This is a genomic window from Pandoraea communis (assembly GCF_902459745.1).
In the GTDB taxonomy this organism is placed as follows: Bacteria; Pseudomonadota; Gammaproteobacteria; order Burkholderiales; family Burkholderiaceae; genus Pandoraea; species Pandoraea communis.
Genome location: NZ_CABPSJ010000001.1, coordinates 865,590 through 881,505, shown reverse-complemented (window position 1 = coordinate 881,505; position 15,916 = coordinate 865,590). Strand labels below are relative to the sequence as shown.

Below are 15,916 nucleotides of genomic sequence, written 5' to 3'. Positions count from 1 at the left end.
GGTCTTGCACGATTCGGTCTCGACCTCGGCCGGCAGCGCATTCGCTAGCGTGCGCCCTGGGCTGTCAGCCGGACAAACCGGCCGCCGGGCAGGCGAGCGATCCGGCCATCGAGTTCGAGCACGCTCAGGTGAGCGAGCACTGCGCCGGCGCCCATGCCGGTGCGCTCGCAGAGCGTGTCCGCGCTGACGGGATCATAACCCAGTGCCTCCACGACCGCCGTCACGTCCGGTGGCATGCTTGCAGACGCGGTCACGGTGGGATGGACAGTGGGCAGGCCGTGAGCGTTCCCGTCACTGTCAACGTCGACCGGGCCGGCCGCTTGCGGCCCTCGCGGCGCGTGCCGTTGTCCGGGAGGGCGCGCACGCCCCTCGCCAGACCGCCTTGTGTCGGCCTTCGCGGCAAGCGGCACGATACCCAGCGCCTCGAAGACGTCTTCGGGGGAGGTCACGAGTGTCGCGCCATCCCGGATCAACGTGTGACAGCCCTGGCTTTGCGGCGCGTGGATCGAGCCTGGAATGGCGAGCACGTCCCGGCCCAGTTCGCCCGCCAGACGTGCCGTGATGAGCGAGCCCGAGTGCGTTGCGGCTTCCACGACGACCGTGCACCGCGCCAGCGCCGCGATCAACCGGTTGCGGCGCGGGAAATGATCCGGCCGGGGCGGTGTGCCGATCGGGAATGCGGAAAGCAACAGCCCGCGCTCCGCGATGCGCCCGGCGAGTGCGCGATGGCGCGCCGGGTAGACGATGTCGGCACCCGTCCCGACGACCGCGCAGGTGCGCCCCGCCGTCTCCAGCGCACCCTCGTGCGCGGCGGCGTCGATGCCGGCCGCCAGTCCGGACACGACGGTAACGCCTGCCTGACCCAGCACGCGTGCGAAATGCCGTGCGTTGTCGCGACCTTGCGGCGTGGCGCGGCGGCTGCCGACGAGGGCTGCCGCCATGTTGCCCGCCCGGTTCGGCAGACCGATGTCGCCGCAGCAGTAAAGGATGGGAGGGGCGTCGCCGAGCGTCAGAAGCGCGCGTGGATAGGCCGGCTCCGACAACGTCACAACCGCGCACCCCGGCCGGCTGGCCCAGTCGATGGTGTGGGCGATCTGTGTGGCCAAATCGGCGCAAACCGGTGCCAGCAACCGGGCTACGACGTCATTGGGCACGACGTGGGCGAGGTCGCGGCGCGGCGCGCGAAAGACCGCCTCGGGCGGCCCGAAGGCCGCCAACAGACGCCGTACTGCCGCAGGCGGCACGCCGGGCGTGTGACACAGCCGCAGCCAGTCCTTGATTTCCGAGCCGTCGGCCCCGATCTGATCGCTATTGGGCGTGAGGGGGGGACTTTCGTCAGCGGTGCCGTCGGCAGCGACGCCCGCGATGGCGCCGGAACAAGCGTCAGAAAGGGCATCAGAAAGGGCGCCGGAGCGGGCGTTTCGGGCCGGCAGCGTATCGCCGGCCGCCAGCGCCGACAGGGGCGCTATGCTAAAATTTTTCATTATCCGGTAAGCATTGACCGGGGGGCCAAGGGTGGCATCCGCAGCGGCGCGAGCCTCGCGACGCCGTCACCACCGCAAGATTGTGCGTTCGCGGCCACCCCAAGGCAATGCGGCGAATTCCCGTTTTCATCATGGCATTACTGACAATTCTTCAATATCCCGATCCGCGTCTGCATAAGGTGGCCAAGCCGGTCGCCCAGGTCGACGACCGGATCCAGCAACTCGTCAAGGACATGGCCGAGACCATGTACGAGGCCCCCGGCATCGGCCTTGCGGCAACGCAGGTCGACGTGCACGAGCAGGTCATCGTGATGGATCTCTCGGAAACGCGCGACGAACTTCGCGTGTTCATTAATCCCGAGATCCTCTGGCGCAGTGACGAACAGAAGGTCTACGAGGAGGGCTGCCTCTCGGTGCCCGGCATCTATGACGAAGTCGAGCGTGCCGATCGCGTGCGCGTGCGTGCCCTGAACGAGAAGGGCGAGAAGTTCGAACTCGACGCCGACGGGCTGCTCGCCGTGTGCATTCAGCACGAGATGGATCACCTCAAGGGACGCGTTTTCGTCGAGTACCTCTCGCCGCTCAAGCGCAATCGCATCAAGCAAAAGATGAAGAAGCAGGTCGAGCGCGCCTGACCTCGTCAGGCTCGCCTGCCGTGGGCTAGCCCGGTAAAGTCCTCTATACTTGCAGCGCTCGCGCGCCCATGGGCTCGCCTTCCGCCGCTGCGACGGGGCGTCTCGAACGTCTGCCGTCGGGCCAACTCCCGACCGTTTGCCGAGATGTCCATCGCCATTACTTCGTCGTCATCCCGCACCCGCACGATCTACTGGTTGAGCGCCGTACTCCTGTTCGCCTTCGTACTGGCGGGACTGTTCGATCGCGACCCCTGGAAGGCCGACGAGCCATATTCCGTCGGCATGGTCCTGAATTTCTTTCGCGGCCACGATCTGATTGTGCCTCACGTGGCTGCCGATCCCTTCGTGGAGAAGCCGCCCGTCATGTATTGGACGGGAGCGCTCTTCGCGCGATTGACGTCCGGCGTGCTGCCGGTCTTCGATGGCGCACAACTCGCGGTATTGGCCTGGCTTGTGATGGCGGTGCTTTGTGTCGGCCGTCTGGCGCAGCGCCTCTGCGACCCGGCCCACCCGCAGAGCACGGATAGGTTCAATTGGCTCGCACCCATGCTGATGGTGGGTAGCTTCGGGACCATTGAGAACATTCACAAACTTACCGCAGACGTGCCGCAACTGGCGGGCGCGGCGCTCGCTCTTGCGGCGCTGGCCCGCCTGGCCAAGACGGAGAATTCGCCCCGCCTGTGGGGGCTGCTGTTCGGCACGGGCGCCGGGATCGCATTTTTGAGCAAAGGCTTGCTCGTGCCCGGCGTGTTGGCCCTGACCGCACTGGCGGTGCTCGTCGTGCCAGCCTATCGCACGCGTCGTTACGCCGCTGCGCTGGCATGGGCAGTGCTGGCGGCGCTGCCTTGGGTCGTCATTTGGCCGATGCTGTTCTGGCGCGCCTCCGAGCCGCTCTTCATCGAATGGTTCTGGGACAACAACTTCGGCCGTTTCTTCGGCTTCGTCCATCTCGGCGGTGAGCGCAAGTCGTATTGGAGCGACCTCAGGAGCCTGATCGGGCTGACGTTCCCCGCTGGCTGGCTGGCGGTCGGTGCATTGATTGCGCAACTGCGGCAGGGGGGCGGGGTGCGGGGCTTTCTGAGCGAGCGTCCGGAGCACGTCATGCTCTGGCTGTACTCGGGATTGTTCGTGCTGACGCTCGTGGTTTCGTCGGCCATTCGCGATATCTATATGTTGCCGCTCTTCCCCGCCATCGCTGTGCTCGGTGCGGGTGCGCGCCTGCCCGCGTGGCTCGAGAAGACGTGGTCGGGCGTGGCGCTCGTGCTCATGAGTGTGCTGGGCCTGTTTCTGTGGGTGCGCTGGGGGCTGCAACTGACCGGCAACGGACACGTCGCGGCCGGGCCGATCGGTAAGTGGCTGCCGCTCGACTACGTGTTGCCGTTCTCGCCGGGCCTGTTGCTGGCGGCGCTTGGCATCGCGGGGCTCTGGGTGACGGCGATCGTGCATCGTCGTCAGTTGGGCGCCCTCGTCTTCGGTTTCGCCGGGCTGATGTTCGTCTGGGGCACTCTCTCGACGCTGCTGCTGCCATGGGTCAACGAGGCTCGCAGTTACCGCACGCCGTTCGCTGCGCTGCGCGAATCGCTCGATCGCCTGGCACCCGCTGGCTCCCCGGCGGCAAATGCTTGCGTCGGGTCGTTCAACGTCGGCGAGTCGGAGCGCGCAATGCTCGACTATTTCATCGATGTGCGTCCGGTGCAGCTCCCGGATCTGACGCAGGCGTCGCGCTGCGGCGTGCTGTTGCTGCTCGACAAGGCCGCCGCGCGCATTCCTGCGCCCCCCGGATGGCGCGAGATCTGGCAGGGCGGCCGAGCAGGCGATACCAACGAGCGTTTCCGCGCTTTCGTCGCGCCGGACGCTTCCACCGGTGCGGCCACTGCGGCCACCCATGCCGTCAAATAAGTTACCGCGTTCAGCAAGAGGAAGTTCGTCATGACGCTTCGCATCGTTTTCGCCGGTACGCCGGAATTTGCACAAACCGCGCTTGCCGCCATCGATGCCGCTGGTTTTCCCGTCGAGTTGGTACTCACTCAGCCGGATCGCCCGGCCGGACGTGGGATGAAGCTGCAAGCCAGTCCGGTCAAACGCTACGCGCTGGCACACGGCATGCCGGTATCGCAGCCGCCGTCGCTGCGTCGTAACGGCAAGTACCCCGAGGAAGCGACGGCCGCCATCGAACAACTGCGCGCGCTGGCGCCGGACGTCATGGTCGTGGCCGCCTACGGCTTGATCTTGCCCCAGGAAGTGCTCGATCTGCCGCGTTACGGATGCCTGAATATTCACGGCTCGCTGTTGCCGCGTTGGCGTGGCGCCGCGCCGATTCACCGAGCCATCGAGTCGGGCGACCCCGAGACCGGTATCACCATCATGCAGATGGACGCGGGGCTCGATACGGGCGCCATGATTCTGCGTGAGGCCGAGCCCATCGGCCCCGAAGACACGACGGCGGTGCTGCACGACCGCATGGCGGCGCTGGGCGGCAAGCTGATCGTCGACGCGCTGCGCCAGCTCGCGCGTGACGGACATCTGCCGAGCGTCGCTCAGCCCGAGGCGGGGGTGACCTATGCGGAGAAGATCGCGAAACAGGAGGCCGTGCTCGACTGGCACAAGCCGGCCGAGGTGCTGGCGCGTCAGGTGCGGGCGTTCGACCCGTTCCCCGGCGCGCTCGGCACGGTGCACGACACGCCCATAAAGCTGTGGCGCGCGAGCGCTGTACCGGGTACGGCGGGCGCCACACCCGGTACCGTTCTCGAAGTGAGCGCTGACGCTATCGTCGTCGCTTGCGGACAAGGCGCATTGCGCGTGACCGAATGTCAGAAGCCGGGCGGCAAGCGCCTCCCGGTTCGTGAATTCCTCGCGGGGTTTGCGCTGACGCCGGGCGACCGGTTCGTGACGGTCGACCCGGCGGCGGCGTGATGACTCGCCGGTTTGTGCGTTCCTGCCATCAAAACAGCACGGAAGAGTCGCAAAACATCGGTGAATTGGCAGGAAATTCAGGCAAACATCCGAAAAGTATCTAAGCTGAAGCCGCCGCCGTTGAATTTTTGACGCCTGGCACCATCTAACGCCCGAGGACACGTAAAGTACGTGGCTCCCCAGGTCATCAAGATTTGCAGAGGAGAAGAGAACACCATGTTCAATTGGATGAAGACCACCCTGCTCATGGCGGCCATCACCGCGTTGTTCATGGTGGTGGGCGGCATGATCGGCGGCAAGCAGGGCATGATGCTCGCGCTGGCGTTCGCGCTCGCGATGAATTTCTTTTCGTACTGGTTCTCGGACAAGATGGTGCTGCGCATGTACAACGCGCAGCAAGTCGACGAGACGAGCGCACCGCAGTTCTACAACATGGTGCGTGAGCTGTCGCAGCGTGCCGGCCTGCCGATGCCGAAGGTCTACCTGATCAACGAAGACGCCCCCAACGCGTTCGCGACCGGGCGCAATCCGGAGCATGCCGCAGTGGCCGCCACAACGGGCATTCTGCGCGTGCTCTCCGATCGCGAACTGCGTGGCGTGATGGCGCATGAGCTGGCGCACGTGAAGCATCGCGACATTCTCATCTCGACCATCTCCGCCACGATGGCCGGTGCCATTTCGGCGCTTGCCAACTTCGCCATGTTCTTCGGCGGACGCGACGAGAACGGCCGCCCCGCCAATCCGATCGCCAGCATTGCCGTGGCGATTCTCGCGCCGCTGGCCGCATCGCTGATTCAGATGGCGATTTCGCGCGCCCGTGAATTCGAGGCAGACAGGGGCGGTGCGGAAATTTCCGGCGATCCGCAGGCGCTTGCGGTGGCGCTCGACAAGATCCACCGCTACGCACAGGGCATTCCGTTCGAGACGGCCGAGCAACATCCGGCCACGGCGCAGATGATGATTATGAACCCGCTCTCCGGCGGCACGATCGCCAATCTGTTCTCGACGCACCCGGCGACCGAAGAGCGCATTGCCCGTCTGATGGAGATGGCACGCACCGGGCAATATCCGGCCTGATCGCGTGAGCGATGCGCTGGAAGTGAGGGCTGACATCGCCGGCGACAACCTGGCCCGCTGGCGCGCCTGTTGCCCTCGGGCAATGTTCGCCAGTCTGCTATCCTGTCGCCCGACAGCCGTCCGATAGCCTCCCATGCCCGCCGTCGCGCGGGCATGTTCGTTTGTAGAACGCCCATGCCGCAACCGAATCTGCCCACCGAATCTCTGGCCTTTGCGCTGCAACGCGCTGCGCAGGCCCTCGAATCCGTCCAGAAGGGCACCGCGTTGCCGCAAGCGCTGGCGCAAGCCACCGCGCAGTGCGCGCCGACCGTGCGCGCCGCCGCACAGGATCTCGCTTACCGCGCCGTGCGCCGTCTGGGCAGCAGCCGTGCGTTGCTCGCCTTGCTGGTCGAGTCCGCGCTGCAAGCCCGCGTGCGCGACATCCTGCTGTGCGCCCTCGCGCTGCTGCAGGACGCCGCCGAGGACGCTGCGTACACCGAATTTACTGTCGTCGATCAGGCCGTCGAGGCGATTGCCGCGCAGCGCCGTACCGTCGCCGCGAAGGGGCTGGCCAATGCCGTGCTGCGCCGCTATCTGCGCGAGCGCGACACCCTGCTGGCCGAGATTGCCAAGCAACCCGAAGCGCGCTGGAACTACCCCGCGTGGTGGATCGACACTGTGCGCCGGGCCTATCCGGATCAATGGGAGACGCTGCTTGCCGCAGGGGACAGCCGCGGCCCGATGACCCTGCGCGTCAACACGCGACGCGTCAGCGTGGCCGCCATGCAAGCGCGGCTGACGCAGGAGGGCATGGCGTCCGAAGTGATCGGCCCGGTGGCGTTGCGTTTGGCGCAGGCGGTGCCGGTGGACCGTCTTCCGGGGTTTGCCGACGGGTGGGTGTCGGTGCAGGATGCCGGCGCACAACTGGCCGCGCCGCTCGTGCTTGGCGAGAACCCGCGCGCAGGGCTGCGCGTGCTGGACGCCTGTGCGGCCCCCGGCGGCAAGACCTGCCATCTGCTGGAGATGGCCGACGTGCAGGTCACGGCGCTGGAGTCGGATCGCACCCGGGTGCCGCGCATCTACGAGAACCTCGAGCGTCTGGGGTTGAGCGCAGACGTGCGCATCGGCGACGCCGGCACCCCGTCGAAGTGGTCCGGCGGCGGCTGGGACGGCGTGCCGTTCGACCGCATCCTGGCAGACGTGCCGTGTTCGGCGGCCGGCATCGTGCGGCGTCACCCCGACATTCGCTGGCTGCGCCGCGAGGCCGACATCGCGGCCCTGGTGAAAGAGCAGCAGCGCATTCTGCTCGCGCTCTGGGATACCCTGGCTGTGGGCGGTGAACTGATTTATGCGACGTGCTCCGTCTTCCCGGCGGAAAACGAATCGCAAGCGCAATGGTTTGAACGTGTCCGCACAGATGCGGTACGATTGGACGCTCCCGGGCAATTGCTAATGACCCCTGGCGGCGCCCATGACGGCTTCTACTACGCTCGCTTCCAGAAACGGTGACTTTTTCCCAACGGCTCCTGGCCAGTTTGCTGCCGCTGTTGCTGTGCGTTTTTGCGCTCGGCTTCGCAGCGCCCGCACGCGCCGAAAACGAAATTCAGGTGCGCGAAGCTCGACTCGAGCCTTCCGAAGGCGGCTGGTCGCTCGACGCGCGCTTCGCGTTCGAACTCAACAGCAGCCTTGAAGACGCGGTCAATCGCGGCGTCTCGCTTTACTTCACGACCGACTTCGAACTCACGCGCTCGCGCTGGTACTGGTTCGACGAGAAAGTCGTGACCACTTCGCAGAGCGTGCGGCTTTGGTTCCAGCCGCTCACACGTCAATACCGTGTCTCGAGCAACAACGGCAACAGCAACAGCGGCGGGCTGCAGCTCGGCTTCACCTCGTTGCGCGATGCGCTTGCGCTTGTGCGCAACGTGAGCGGCTGGCGCGTCATTGAAAAAGGCGTCGCCAAGGCAGGCACCCAATACCAGGCGTCGGTGCGCATGCGCCTCGACAACGCCCTCATGCCCAAGCCGTTCCAGATCGATGCCGTGAACAACCGCGACTGGAATCTCAGTTCGGACTGGGCGCGCTTCATGTTCTCGCCGAGTGCGCCGCCGGCAGCGGCCAGCCTGCCGGCGTTACCTGTCGTCGCAACGTCGAGCGTCGTACCGAAGGCGTCGTCCGGCGCTGCTGCCCCGGTGAGCGTGCCCGCTGTCGCGCCGGCAAGCGCGTCTGCGAGCGCCGGCATGGCGGGGCAGGCCGGCGCGGCAACGGCAGCGTTCGGCACCACGGATGCCTCGCCCCGTCTGACGGGCAATCTGCCGCTCGCCTTCAGTGCGGCATTGCCGCCCGGAGCTGCCCGTGTCAAATAACGGCGGCGGACTGCTCAAGCACATCATCATTCGCACGCTGCTCGTCACGATGGCGCTGGTCGCCATCGGGCTGTTCTGCCTGCTCGCGCTCGCGTCGGCCAATACCGAATTCTTCGATCGTTACTATTCGCTGCTTTACACCGCGAACATTGCGGTGGCGATCATCTTCATCTTCATCGTCGGTGCGCTTGTCTGGATCATTCTGGTGCGCCTGCGTCAGCGCCGCTTCGGCACGCGTTTGCTGGCCAAGCTCGCGATCTTCTTCGCACTGGTCGGCGTGCTGCCGGGCGGCATCATTTATCTGGTGTCGTTGCAGTTCGTCTCGCGCAGTATCGAATCGTGGTTCGATGTGCGCGTGGAGACGGCGCTCGACTCGGGACTCGAACTCGGCCGCGCCATTCTGAATAACGGCTTGTCGGATCTGAGCGCGAAAGCGCGGCTCGTTGCCGACAATCTCACGTCGAGCGGCGACAAGGGCGGCACGCTGACGCTCCTGCGCATGCGCGACCAGTTCGGTTTGCAAGACGCCACGATCGTGGACGGTAACGGGCGTGTGCTCGCGTCGGCGTCGGGCAACTTCAATGCGCTTGTGCCCGAACTGCCAACGGCCCTCATGTTGCGTCAGGCGCGCACGCAGTCGCGCGGTTATACCGCCATCGAAGGCGGCAGCGAGGGTTACGACAAGCGCCAGGGCAACGATCAGTTGCGATGGCGGGTCGTGATTCGTATCCCGTCGGGCTACTCGTCGTCGTTGCAGGACGAGGAGCGTTTCCTGCAAGTCACGCAACTGGTGCCGGCCAATCTCGCGCAGAACGCCGAGGCAGTGCAGAACGCCTATCGCGAATATCAGGAAAAGGCGCTTGGCCGTACCGGCCTGCGCAAGATGTATATCGGCACGCTGACGCTGTCGCTGTTCCTGGCGACGTTCGTCGCGATGATGCTCGCGCTGGCGCTCGGCAATCAGCTTGCGCGCCCGCTGTTCCTGCTGGCACGCGGCACGCAGGAAGTGGCGGCGGGCGATTTGTCGCCGAAGGGGGAAGTGCGTACCAACGACGAACTCGGCTTCCTCACGCAGGCGTTCAATGCGATGACGCGTCAATTGTCGGACGCCCGGGCGACAGTCGAGCGCAACCGTCTCGCGCTCGAAAGCTCCAAGGCTCACCTGGAGAGTATTCTGTCGAGTCTGACGGCCGGGGTGTTCGTCTTCGACCAGGAATTCCGGCTGACGACGGCCAACGCCGGTGCCGAACGCATCTTCAAGCAGAGCTTTCAGGGCGAGCTGAACCGTTCACCCGCGCATATTCCGGCGCTGGTGGAGTTCGGCGAGACGTTGCGCCGCGCTTTCGCCGATCGCGATGCGAATGCCGATCTCGGGCCGGGCGGGCACTGGCAACAGCAGATTGGCCTGACGCTGCCGGGCGAGACCGACGCCGTCACGCTCCTCGTGCGCGGCTCACATCTGCCGGAACCGATGGTGGCGGTGGCCGGGGTGCCGACGCGCGCGGGCGGCGGCTATGTGGTGGTGTTCGACGACATCAGCGACGTGATCTCCGCGCAGCGCTCGGTCGCGTGGGCCGAAGTGGCGCGGCGTCTGGCGCACGAGATCAAGAATCCGCTCACGCCGATTCAACTGTCGGCTGAGCGATTGCAGATGAAATTGTCGGACAAGTTGCCGCCGGCCGATGCCGAGGTACTGCGCCGCGGCGCGACAACCATCGTCAATCAGGTGGCGGCAATGAAGCGTATGGTCGACGATTTTCGCGATTACGCGCGTCTGCCGCCGGCGATCATGCATCCGCTGCAACTCAACGAGTTGATCGGCGAGGTGTTGACGTTATACGGTGTGGACGAAGGGCGTGGTGCGATTCGTCCGTATCTCGACGCCGAGCTGCCGGAAATTCGTGGCGACTCGACGCAATTGCGTCAGGTTATTCATAATCTGCTGCAGAATGCTCAAGATGCCGTGGGCGGAACCGAAAACCCTATTATCACGGTGGAAACGAAGACAGTAGAATACGCAGGATCGGATGTGCATCCCGGCGAGCCGAAGCGCACTGCGGCGCGTTTGACGATCACGGACAATGGGCCGGGTTTTCCGGCCCGCATTCTGACCCGCGCATTCGAGCCCTACGTGACGACCAAGTCGAAGGGCACCGGGCTGGGACTCGCGATGGTCAAGAAGATCATCGATGAGCATCAGGCGCGCATCGACATTCGCAACCGGTCGTTACCCGAGGGCGAAGGCAGTGCAGGGGCGCAGATTTCTATCTTGTTTACTCAATTGGCTGACGACCAGGACCTGCCGCGCAACAAGCCGGCAGAACACACGAAGGTAGCGTAAATGGCAACCATTTTGGTGGTGGACGACGAAATGGGGATCCGGGAGCTGCTCTCGGAGATTCTGAGCGACGAAGGGCATGTCGTGGAGGTGGCGGAGAACGCGCAGGAAGCGCGTGCGTTCCGCGCCACGCACACGCCTGACCTCGTGCTGCTCGATATCTGGATGCCCGATACCGACGGCGTGACCTTGCTCAAGGAGTGGGCGGCACAGCAGTTGCTGACCATGCCTGTGATCATGATGTCGGGCCACGCGACGATCGACACCGCCGTCGAGGCGACCAAGATCGGTGCGCTCAATTTCCTAGAAAAGCCCATCGCCTTGCAGAAGCTGTTGCAAGCAGTGGAACAGGGGCTGGCACGCGGTAAGCGCGATCTGTCCGGTGGCGTCGCGAGTGCATTCGATGCCGACGACGACGCGCTGGATACGGGCGTCTTCGGTGAGAGCGAAACGCGCCACGCGGGCACGGGCCTGAACGGTGCGGCCACGCATCACACGCCAATTGGCGTGCACGATGCCGAGGGCACCGCTGGGGTGGCCGCGGGCATGTCTGCGGACATTTCGTTCGACGTTCCGCTGCGCGAGGCGCGCGATGCTTTCGAGCGCGCGTACTTCGCTTATCACCTGGCCAAGGAACACGGCAGCATGACGCGCGTGGCCGAAAAAACCGGGCTGGAACGCACGCACTTGTATCGCAAGCTCAAGCAATTGGGCGTGGAGCTTTCCAAGAGCAAGACTTGATGGCGGCATGGCGCGCGCAGGCGCGCCGCGATGCCGCTTTCCTGCGGATATTTTCGATATAGGGCTTGCATAAAGCGCTCGCAGTCTCTATAATCGCTTTTCTCTTGGCCCGGTAGCTCAGTTGGTAGAGCAGCGGATTGAAAATCCGCGTGTCGTTGGTTCGATTCCGACCCAGGCCACCAAATTCGAAGGGCTTGCGCACATCGCAAGCCCTTTTTGCGTTTGAACGAAAACGCCGCCCGATGATGGGTATAACGTCCCGGCGATAGCAACGCGGGGCATCGCGGTTCAAAATCGCGTGACACATCCCGCACGCGGGCTGCCCGAGGGGTGGCCGCAAGCGCGTGCCCCTGCCCTCATCGTCGTGATGTCCTGACGGCGAGGGCGATACTGCTAGCGCATGATCATGACGACAAGCACCGATTCCGCTCTGGTTCTGTTCTCCGGTGGACAGGATTCGACCACCTGCCTCGCGTGGGCGCTGTCGCGCTATGCGCGCGTCGAGACGCTGGGCTTCGATTACGGCCAGCGCCATCGCGTGGAGCTGGAGTGCCGCACCGACGTGCTGGCCAAGCTGCGTGAGCGTTTCCCGCAGTGGGCACCGCGTCTGGGCGACGACCACATGATCGATTTGTCGATCCTGGGGCAGATCAGCGAGACATCGCTCACGCGCGAGACCACGATTGCGATGGCGGCAAACCAATTGCCGAATACCTTTGTGCCGGGCCGGAATCTGCTGTTTCTGACGATTGGTGCGACTATTGCGTATCGGCGCGGTTTGCGCGTGCTGGTCGGCGGGATGTGCGAGACCGATTTTTCGGGCTACCCCGACTGCCGCGACGACACCATGAAGGCGCTTCAGGTCGCGCTCAATCTGGGCATGGATCAGCGCTTCATCGTCGAGACGCCGCTCATGTGGATCGACAAGGCCGACACGTGGCAGATGGCGCAGGATCTGGGCGGCGAGTTGCTCGTCGAGACCGTGCGCGAAGACACGCACACATGCTATCTGGGCGAGCGCAGCGTGCTGCACCCATGGGGCTACGGTTGCGGCGAATGTCCGGCGTGCCAGTTGCGCCAGCGCGGCTACGAGCAGTGGCGCGCCCGCAGTAACGATCAGGATCGCGGCGCGGCCTGATCCTTCGACTATCGAGAGAATCATGACGTACGCAGTGAAGGAAATCTTCTACACCTTGCAGGGCGAAGGCGCGAACGCCGGCCGCCCGGCGGTGTTCTGCCGGTTTGCAGGGTGCAACCTGTGGACCGGCCGCGAAGAGGACCGCGCTGACGCCGTCTGCCAGTTCTGCGACACCGACTTTGTCGGCACCGACGGCGAAAATGGCGGCAAGTACCGCACGCCGGCCGAACTCGTCGCGCAAATCGTGGCGTTGTGGCCGCAGGGCGACCGGGCGCATCGGTTTGTCGTGTGCACCGGCGGCGAGCCGCTGCTTCAACTCGACGCGCCGCTCATCGATGCGCTGCACGCCGAGGGTTTTCGCATTGCGGTCGAGACCAACGGCACGCAAGTCATTCCCGAGGGCATCGACTGGGTGTGCGTGAGCCCGAAGGCCGATGCGGAGATGGTCGTCACGCGCGGCGATGAACTGAAGGTGGTGGTGCCGCAGGATCGTCAGCGTCTGGCCGACTACGAAGCGCTCGACTTCCGGCACTTCTATCTCCAGCCGATGGATGGCCCGCTGCGCGACACCAACACGAAGCTGGCGATCGACTATTGCAAATCGCATCCGCGCTGGTCGCTGTCGATGCAGACGCACAAATACCTGAATATTCCCTGAGCCGTTGCCGTGATTACGATTACCCGGAAACTCGAATTCGATGCGGGCCACCGCATTCCCGATCACCGAAGCCAGTGCCGTAACCTGCACGGGCATCGCTACGTGCTCGAGATCACGCTGGCGGGCGAAGTGAGCCGCGAGAGCGGTGCGTCCGATAACGGCATGGTGATGGACTTCGCCGACGTGAAGGCGCTGGCCAACGAACACCTCGTATCGGTGTGGGATCACGCGTTCCTCGTTTATGAAGGCGATACGGCCGTGCGCGCCTTCCTGGAGACGATGCCCGATCACAAGACGGTGGTTTTCGATCGCGTGCCGACCGTCGAGAATCTGGCCGCCGCGGCCTTCGACAAGCTGAGCAGCGTCTTCGATACGCACTATGGTCACGACCTGCGCCTCGTGCGTTTGCGCCTGTACGAAACGCCGAATTGCTGGTCGGAAGTCACGGCGTAAGGGGGCGGGTCTGTCGACGCGGCATTTGTTCGCGCCGCGGGCGCAATTGAGCCGATGCCATCTGAATTGACTGGGATGCCGCCTACGGCACGTCAAATTCCAAACTCCACTGGCGAAGTCGATGGCCGCCGGTGATGACATGACTGAAAGTCCAAACCCGTCAGATATCGATGTCTGGCGGGTTTTTTCATTACAGGAAAGGTCATGTCAAGAATCTCAGCGGGTAACAATGGGGTTGCCTACGATAGTCAGACGGACGTGCAGTTCATCTCGATGCGCCGAGTGGATTCACAGGGGAATCTGAGCTCGCTCGATCGCGTAGTCAATCGGCCGGTCGTGTCCGCCCGGCCGCGACCGAGCGCACCTTCGCGCCCACGTGGCGATTTTCGTGCGGACTTTACGGGTTCGCGATCGGCCGGCGGCATCGCATCGTCTGACGCGGCGCGAGGGGCTCATCTCCGGTCATTCGATATGCCGGTACGAACCGACGGTGCGTCGGACGTGCCGCCGCCGTATTCGGCAACGCAGACCGGCGACGCATGGGGGGCGCCGCCGCCCTATTCGGCAAGCGACATCGCGCCTCACTACGGCCTTCCGAGCGCGCCGCTCCCCGACTCGCCGCCTGCGTATAGTCCGCCGAGCCTGGAGTGGTATTTGCAACACGGCTATCCGAGTTCGGCTGTCTGACACGGGTTGGACCGGCGTGTTTCGTCGATGACCCACGGCGCGTCAACGCGCTATGATGCGGCTGGTACGACGTAACCAACAGGGGAGACTCCACACATGAAGACGCTGCTGCGCGGCTTGCTGGCCGCATTCCTGCTCACGGCATTTGCGCTGCCCGCCACGCCGGCGTTCGCACGCGACAAGGTCGTGTATCACATCAACGACGCCGAGCATCAGGCACTTGCCGGTTTGCGCAACATCCGCAACCAGCTCGACACCGTACCGGATTCCGACATTGTGGTCGTCGCCCATGCGCAAGGGGTCGATTTCCTGATGGAGAGCTACAAGGATGCCGCGACCGTCGGGCCGCTGATCTCGGCGCTGCATGCCCGTGGCGTCAAGTTCGAGGTGTGCGAGATCACGCTCAAGCAGCGCAATCTGAAGAAGGACCAGTTCGTGCTCGACGCCGACTTCACACCCTCGGGCGTGGTCGAACTCACGCGCTTGCAGCAGAAGGGCTACGCGTATATCAAGCCGTAAGCCGGCGCTTCCTGCGGCACCCGACCCCGGCCATGTGCCGGGGTTTTTTATTGGACCAACGCCGAAGACGGGCGGTGCCGGCATGTCTTTTTCGATTGGCGCACAATAGACGCAAGCCCGCCCCCGGAGGTTTGTCATGTCGCCGTCTTTCGCCATGCGCCGGCTGCTCGCCGGTCTCGCCGCCACGCTCGCGAGCGTGGCGTGCCAGCCGATTCCCTATGCGGTGGCTGCCGCTCAGGCCCCCGCGCAGACACTGACCGATCAGGCCGTCCATCACTACGAAGCGGGGCAGCAGTCGCAGGCTTTGGAGGAGTTCCGCCGGGCGGCCGAACAGGGCAATCGTCTGGCGCAGTTCGACTACGCGATGATGCTGCTCAACGGCGAAGGGGGCACCCCCGATCCGAACGGCGCCGTGCATTGGCTGGCGCGTGCCGCGAACGCGGGCATGACGCAGGCGCAATACGTCTACGGGAAGATGTTCGACGACGGTTACGTCGTCGGCAAGTCGATTCCTCAGGCCAATCTCTGGTACGAGAAGGCCGCGAAGCAGGGGCATGTGCAAGCGCAGGCGGCCATCGCCAACGAGTACTTCATCGGACGCGGTGTCCCCAAGGACTATAAGGCCGCGTTCGGCTGGTACGAAAAGGCGGCGCGCGGCGGTGACCTGCCGTCGCAGTACATCGTGGCGAGCTACTACGAGCGCGGCTACGGGGTCGTCACGCCGGATATCGAGCGGGCGCGTCTGTGGTACGAGAGGGCCGCCGCACAGGGCGACGTGGCGGCTCAGGGCAAACTCGACGCGATGAATCGCGAGCGTCCGCAGCCGTCGTTTCCCGCACCGTCCCCGGCTCGCTAAGCCACCCGCCAAAACAAAAACGGCAGGGCGATGACCCTGCCGTTTTCTCCGCTTCCCGGCTCTTCCCGGCACTGT

Annotated in this window: 14 protein-coding genes, 1 tRNA gene and 1 pseudogene; 15 read left to right on the top strand and 1 reads right to left on the bottom strand. The window is 64.7% G+C overall.

Annotated elements, in window-relative coordinates:
• Positions 1 to 44: 44 nt before the first annotated feature.
• Entirely contained in the window at positions 45 to 1,484 is a 1,440-nt protein-coding gene (gene dprA / locus PCO31110_RS04105) for a DNA-processing protein DprA (protein WP_150689683.1), read from the bottom strand.
• Between the two features lie 131 nt (positions 1,485 to 1,615).
• Here dprA and def point away from each other — a divergent pair, with 131 nt between their 5' ends.
• The 15 genes and pseudogenes from def (at position 1,616) to PCO31110_RS04030 (ending at position 15,841) form a co-directional block, all read left to right on the top strand.
• Positions 1,616 to 2,119 (top strand): peptide deformylase, encoded by a 504-nt coding sequence (gene def / locus PCO31110_RS04100; RefSeq protein ID WP_150689682.1) that lies wholly within the window; start codon positions 1,616 to 1,618, stop codon positions 2,117 to 2,119.
• 144 nt (positions 2,120 to 2,263) lie between these two features.
• Complete coding sequence (locus tag PCO31110_RS04095) at positions 2,264 to 4,018, top strand: ArnT family glycosyltransferase (protein WP_150689681.1); 1,755 nt, start codon at positions 2,264 to 2,266, stop codon at positions 4,016 to 4,018.
• A gap of 30 nt (positions 4,019 to 4,048) precedes the next feature.
• Positions 4,049 to 5,032 carry a methionyl-tRNA formyltransferase gene (fmt, locus tag PCO31110_RS04090; RefSeq protein WP_010805653.1) on the top strand — a complete coding sequence of 328 codons (984 nt, stop codon included), beginning with the start codon at positions 4,049 to 4,051 and terminating at the stop codon, positions 5,030 to 5,032.
• 216 nt (positions 5,033 to 5,248) lie between these two features.
• Entirely contained in the window at positions 5,249 to 6,109 is an 861-nt protein-coding gene (htpX, locus tag PCO31110_RS04085; RefSeq protein WP_010805652.1) for a zinc metalloprotease HtpX, read from the top strand.
• A 174-nt stretch (positions 6,110 to 6,283) separates the two neighbouring features.
• Positions 6,284 to 7,597 carry a 16S rRNA (cytosine(967)-C(5))-methyltransferase RsmB gene (gene rsmB / locus PCO31110_RS04080; RefSeq protein WP_150689680.1) on the top strand — a complete coding sequence of 438 codons (1,314 nt, stop codon included), beginning with the start codon at positions 6,284 to 6,286 and terminating at the stop codon, positions 7,595 to 7,597.
• Positions 7,594 to 8,181: pseudogene (locus PCO31110_RS04075) on the top strand (DUF4390 domain-containing protein); the annotation flags it as partial. The gene rsmB and the pseudogene PCO31110_RS04075, both read left to right, overlap by 4 nt.
• A gap of 319 nt (positions 8,182 to 8,500) precedes the next feature.
• Positions 8,501 to 10,792 (top strand): sensor histidine kinase, encoded by a 2,292-nt coding sequence (locus tag PCO31110_RS04070; protein WP_281350611.1) that lies wholly within the window; start codon positions 8,501 to 8,503, stop codon positions 10,790 to 10,792.
• Entirely contained in the window at positions 10,793 to 11,530 is a 738-nt protein-coding gene (locus PCO31110_RS04065) for a response regulator (RefSeq protein WP_150689677.1), read from the top strand.
• A gap of 106 nt (positions 11,531 to 11,636) precedes the next feature.
• Positions 11,637 to 11,712, top strand: a tRNA-Phe gene (locus PCO31110_RS04060).
• A 218-nt stretch (positions 11,713 to 11,930) separates the two neighbouring features.
• Entirely contained in the window at positions 11,931 to 12,668 is a 738-nt protein-coding gene (queC, locus tag PCO31110_RS04055) for a 7-cyano-7-deazaguanine synthase QueC (RefSeq protein ID WP_150583592.1), read from the top strand.
• Between the two features lie 22 nt (positions 12,669 to 12,690).
• The gene (gene queE / locus PCO31110_RS04050) at positions 12,691 to 13,326 is read left to right on the top strand and encodes a 7-carboxy-7-deazaguanine synthase (protein WP_010805646.1); all 636 of its coding nucleotides are present in this window, start codon (positions 12,691 to 12,693) and stop codon (positions 13,324 to 13,326) included.
• A 9-nt stretch (positions 13,327 to 13,335) separates the two neighbouring features.
• Positions 13,336 to 13,779 (top strand): 6-carboxytetrahydropterin synthase QueD, encoded by a 444-nt coding sequence (gene queD, locus PCO31110_RS04045; protein WP_010805645.1) that lies wholly within the window; start codon positions 13,336 to 13,338, stop codon positions 13,777 to 13,779.
• Positions 13,780 to 14,250: 471 nt separating this feature from the next.
• Positions 14,251 to 14,466: a hypothetical protein gene (locus tag PCO31110_RS04040; RefSeq protein WP_144265876.1), complete on the top strand. Its 216-nt coding sequence runs from the start codon at positions 14,251 to 14,253 to the stop codon at positions 14,464 to 14,466.
• A 96-nt stretch (positions 14,467 to 14,562) separates the two neighbouring features.
• On the top strand, positions 14,563 to 14,985 hold the full coding sequence (locus PCO31110_RS04035; RefSeq protein WP_010805643.1) for a DsrE family protein: 423 nt from the start codon (positions 14,563 to 14,565) through the stop codon (positions 14,983 to 14,985).
• A gap of 136 nt (positions 14,986 to 15,121) precedes the next feature.
• Positions 15,122 to 15,841 carry a tetratricopeptide repeat protein gene (locus tag PCO31110_RS04030; RefSeq protein WP_010805642.1) on the top strand — a complete coding sequence of 240 codons (720 nt, stop codon included), beginning with the start codon at positions 15,122 to 15,124 and terminating at the stop codon, positions 15,839 to 15,841.
• The last annotated feature ends 75 nt before the right edge of the window (positions 15,842 to 15,916 follow it).

Bases quoted from the DNA above. Each gene is read 5' to 3' on its own strand.
- dprA (WP_150689683.1), bottom strand. From the start codon at position 1,484: ATGAAAAATTTTAGCATAGCGCCCCTGTCGGCGCTGGCGGCCGGCGAT.
- def (WP_150689682.1), top strand. From the start codon at position 1,616: ATGGCATTACTGACAATTCTTCAATATCCCGATCCGCGTCTGCATAAG.
- PCO31110_RS04095 (WP_150689681.1), top strand. From the start codon at position 2,264: ATGTCCATCGCCATTACTTCGTCGTCATCCCGCACCCGCACGATCTAC.
- fmt (WP_010805653.1), top strand. From the start codon at position 4,049: ATGACGCTTCGCATCGTTTTCGCCGGTACGCCGGAATTTGCACAAACC.
- htpX (WP_010805652.1), top strand. From the start codon at position 5,249: ATGTTCAATTGGATGAAGACCACCCTGCTCATGGCGGCCATCACCGCG.
- rsmB (WP_150689680.1), top strand. From the start codon at position 6,284: ATGCCGCAACCGAATCTGCCCACCGAATCTCTGGCCTTTGCGCTGCAA.
- PCO31110_RS04070 (WP_281350611.1), top strand. From the start codon at position 8,501: ATGGCGCTGGTCGCCATCGGGCTGTTCTGCCTGCTCGCGCTCGCGTCG.
- PCO31110_RS04065 (WP_150689677.1), top strand. From the start codon at position 10,793: ATGGCAACCATTTTGGTGGTGGACGACGAAATGGGGATCCGGGAGCTG.
- queC (WP_150583592.1), top strand. From the start codon at position 11,931: ATGATCATGACGACAAGCACCGATTCCGCTCTGGTTCTGTTCTCCGGT.
- queE (WP_010805646.1), top strand. From the start codon at position 12,691: ATGACGTACGCAGTGAAGGAAATCTTCTACACCTTGCAGGGCGAAGGC.
- PCO31110_RS04040 (WP_144265876.1), top strand. From the start codon at position 14,251: ATGCCGGTACGAACCGACGGTGCGTCGGACGTGCCGCCGCCGTATTCG.
- PCO31110_RS04035 (WP_010805643.1), top strand. From the start codon at position 14,563: ATGAAGACGCTGCTGCGCGGCTTGCTGGCCGCATTCCTGCTCACGGCA.
- PCO31110_RS04030 (WP_010805642.1), top strand. From the start codon at position 15,122: ATGTCGCCGTCTTTCGCCATGCGCCGGCTGCTCGCCGGTCTCGCCGCC.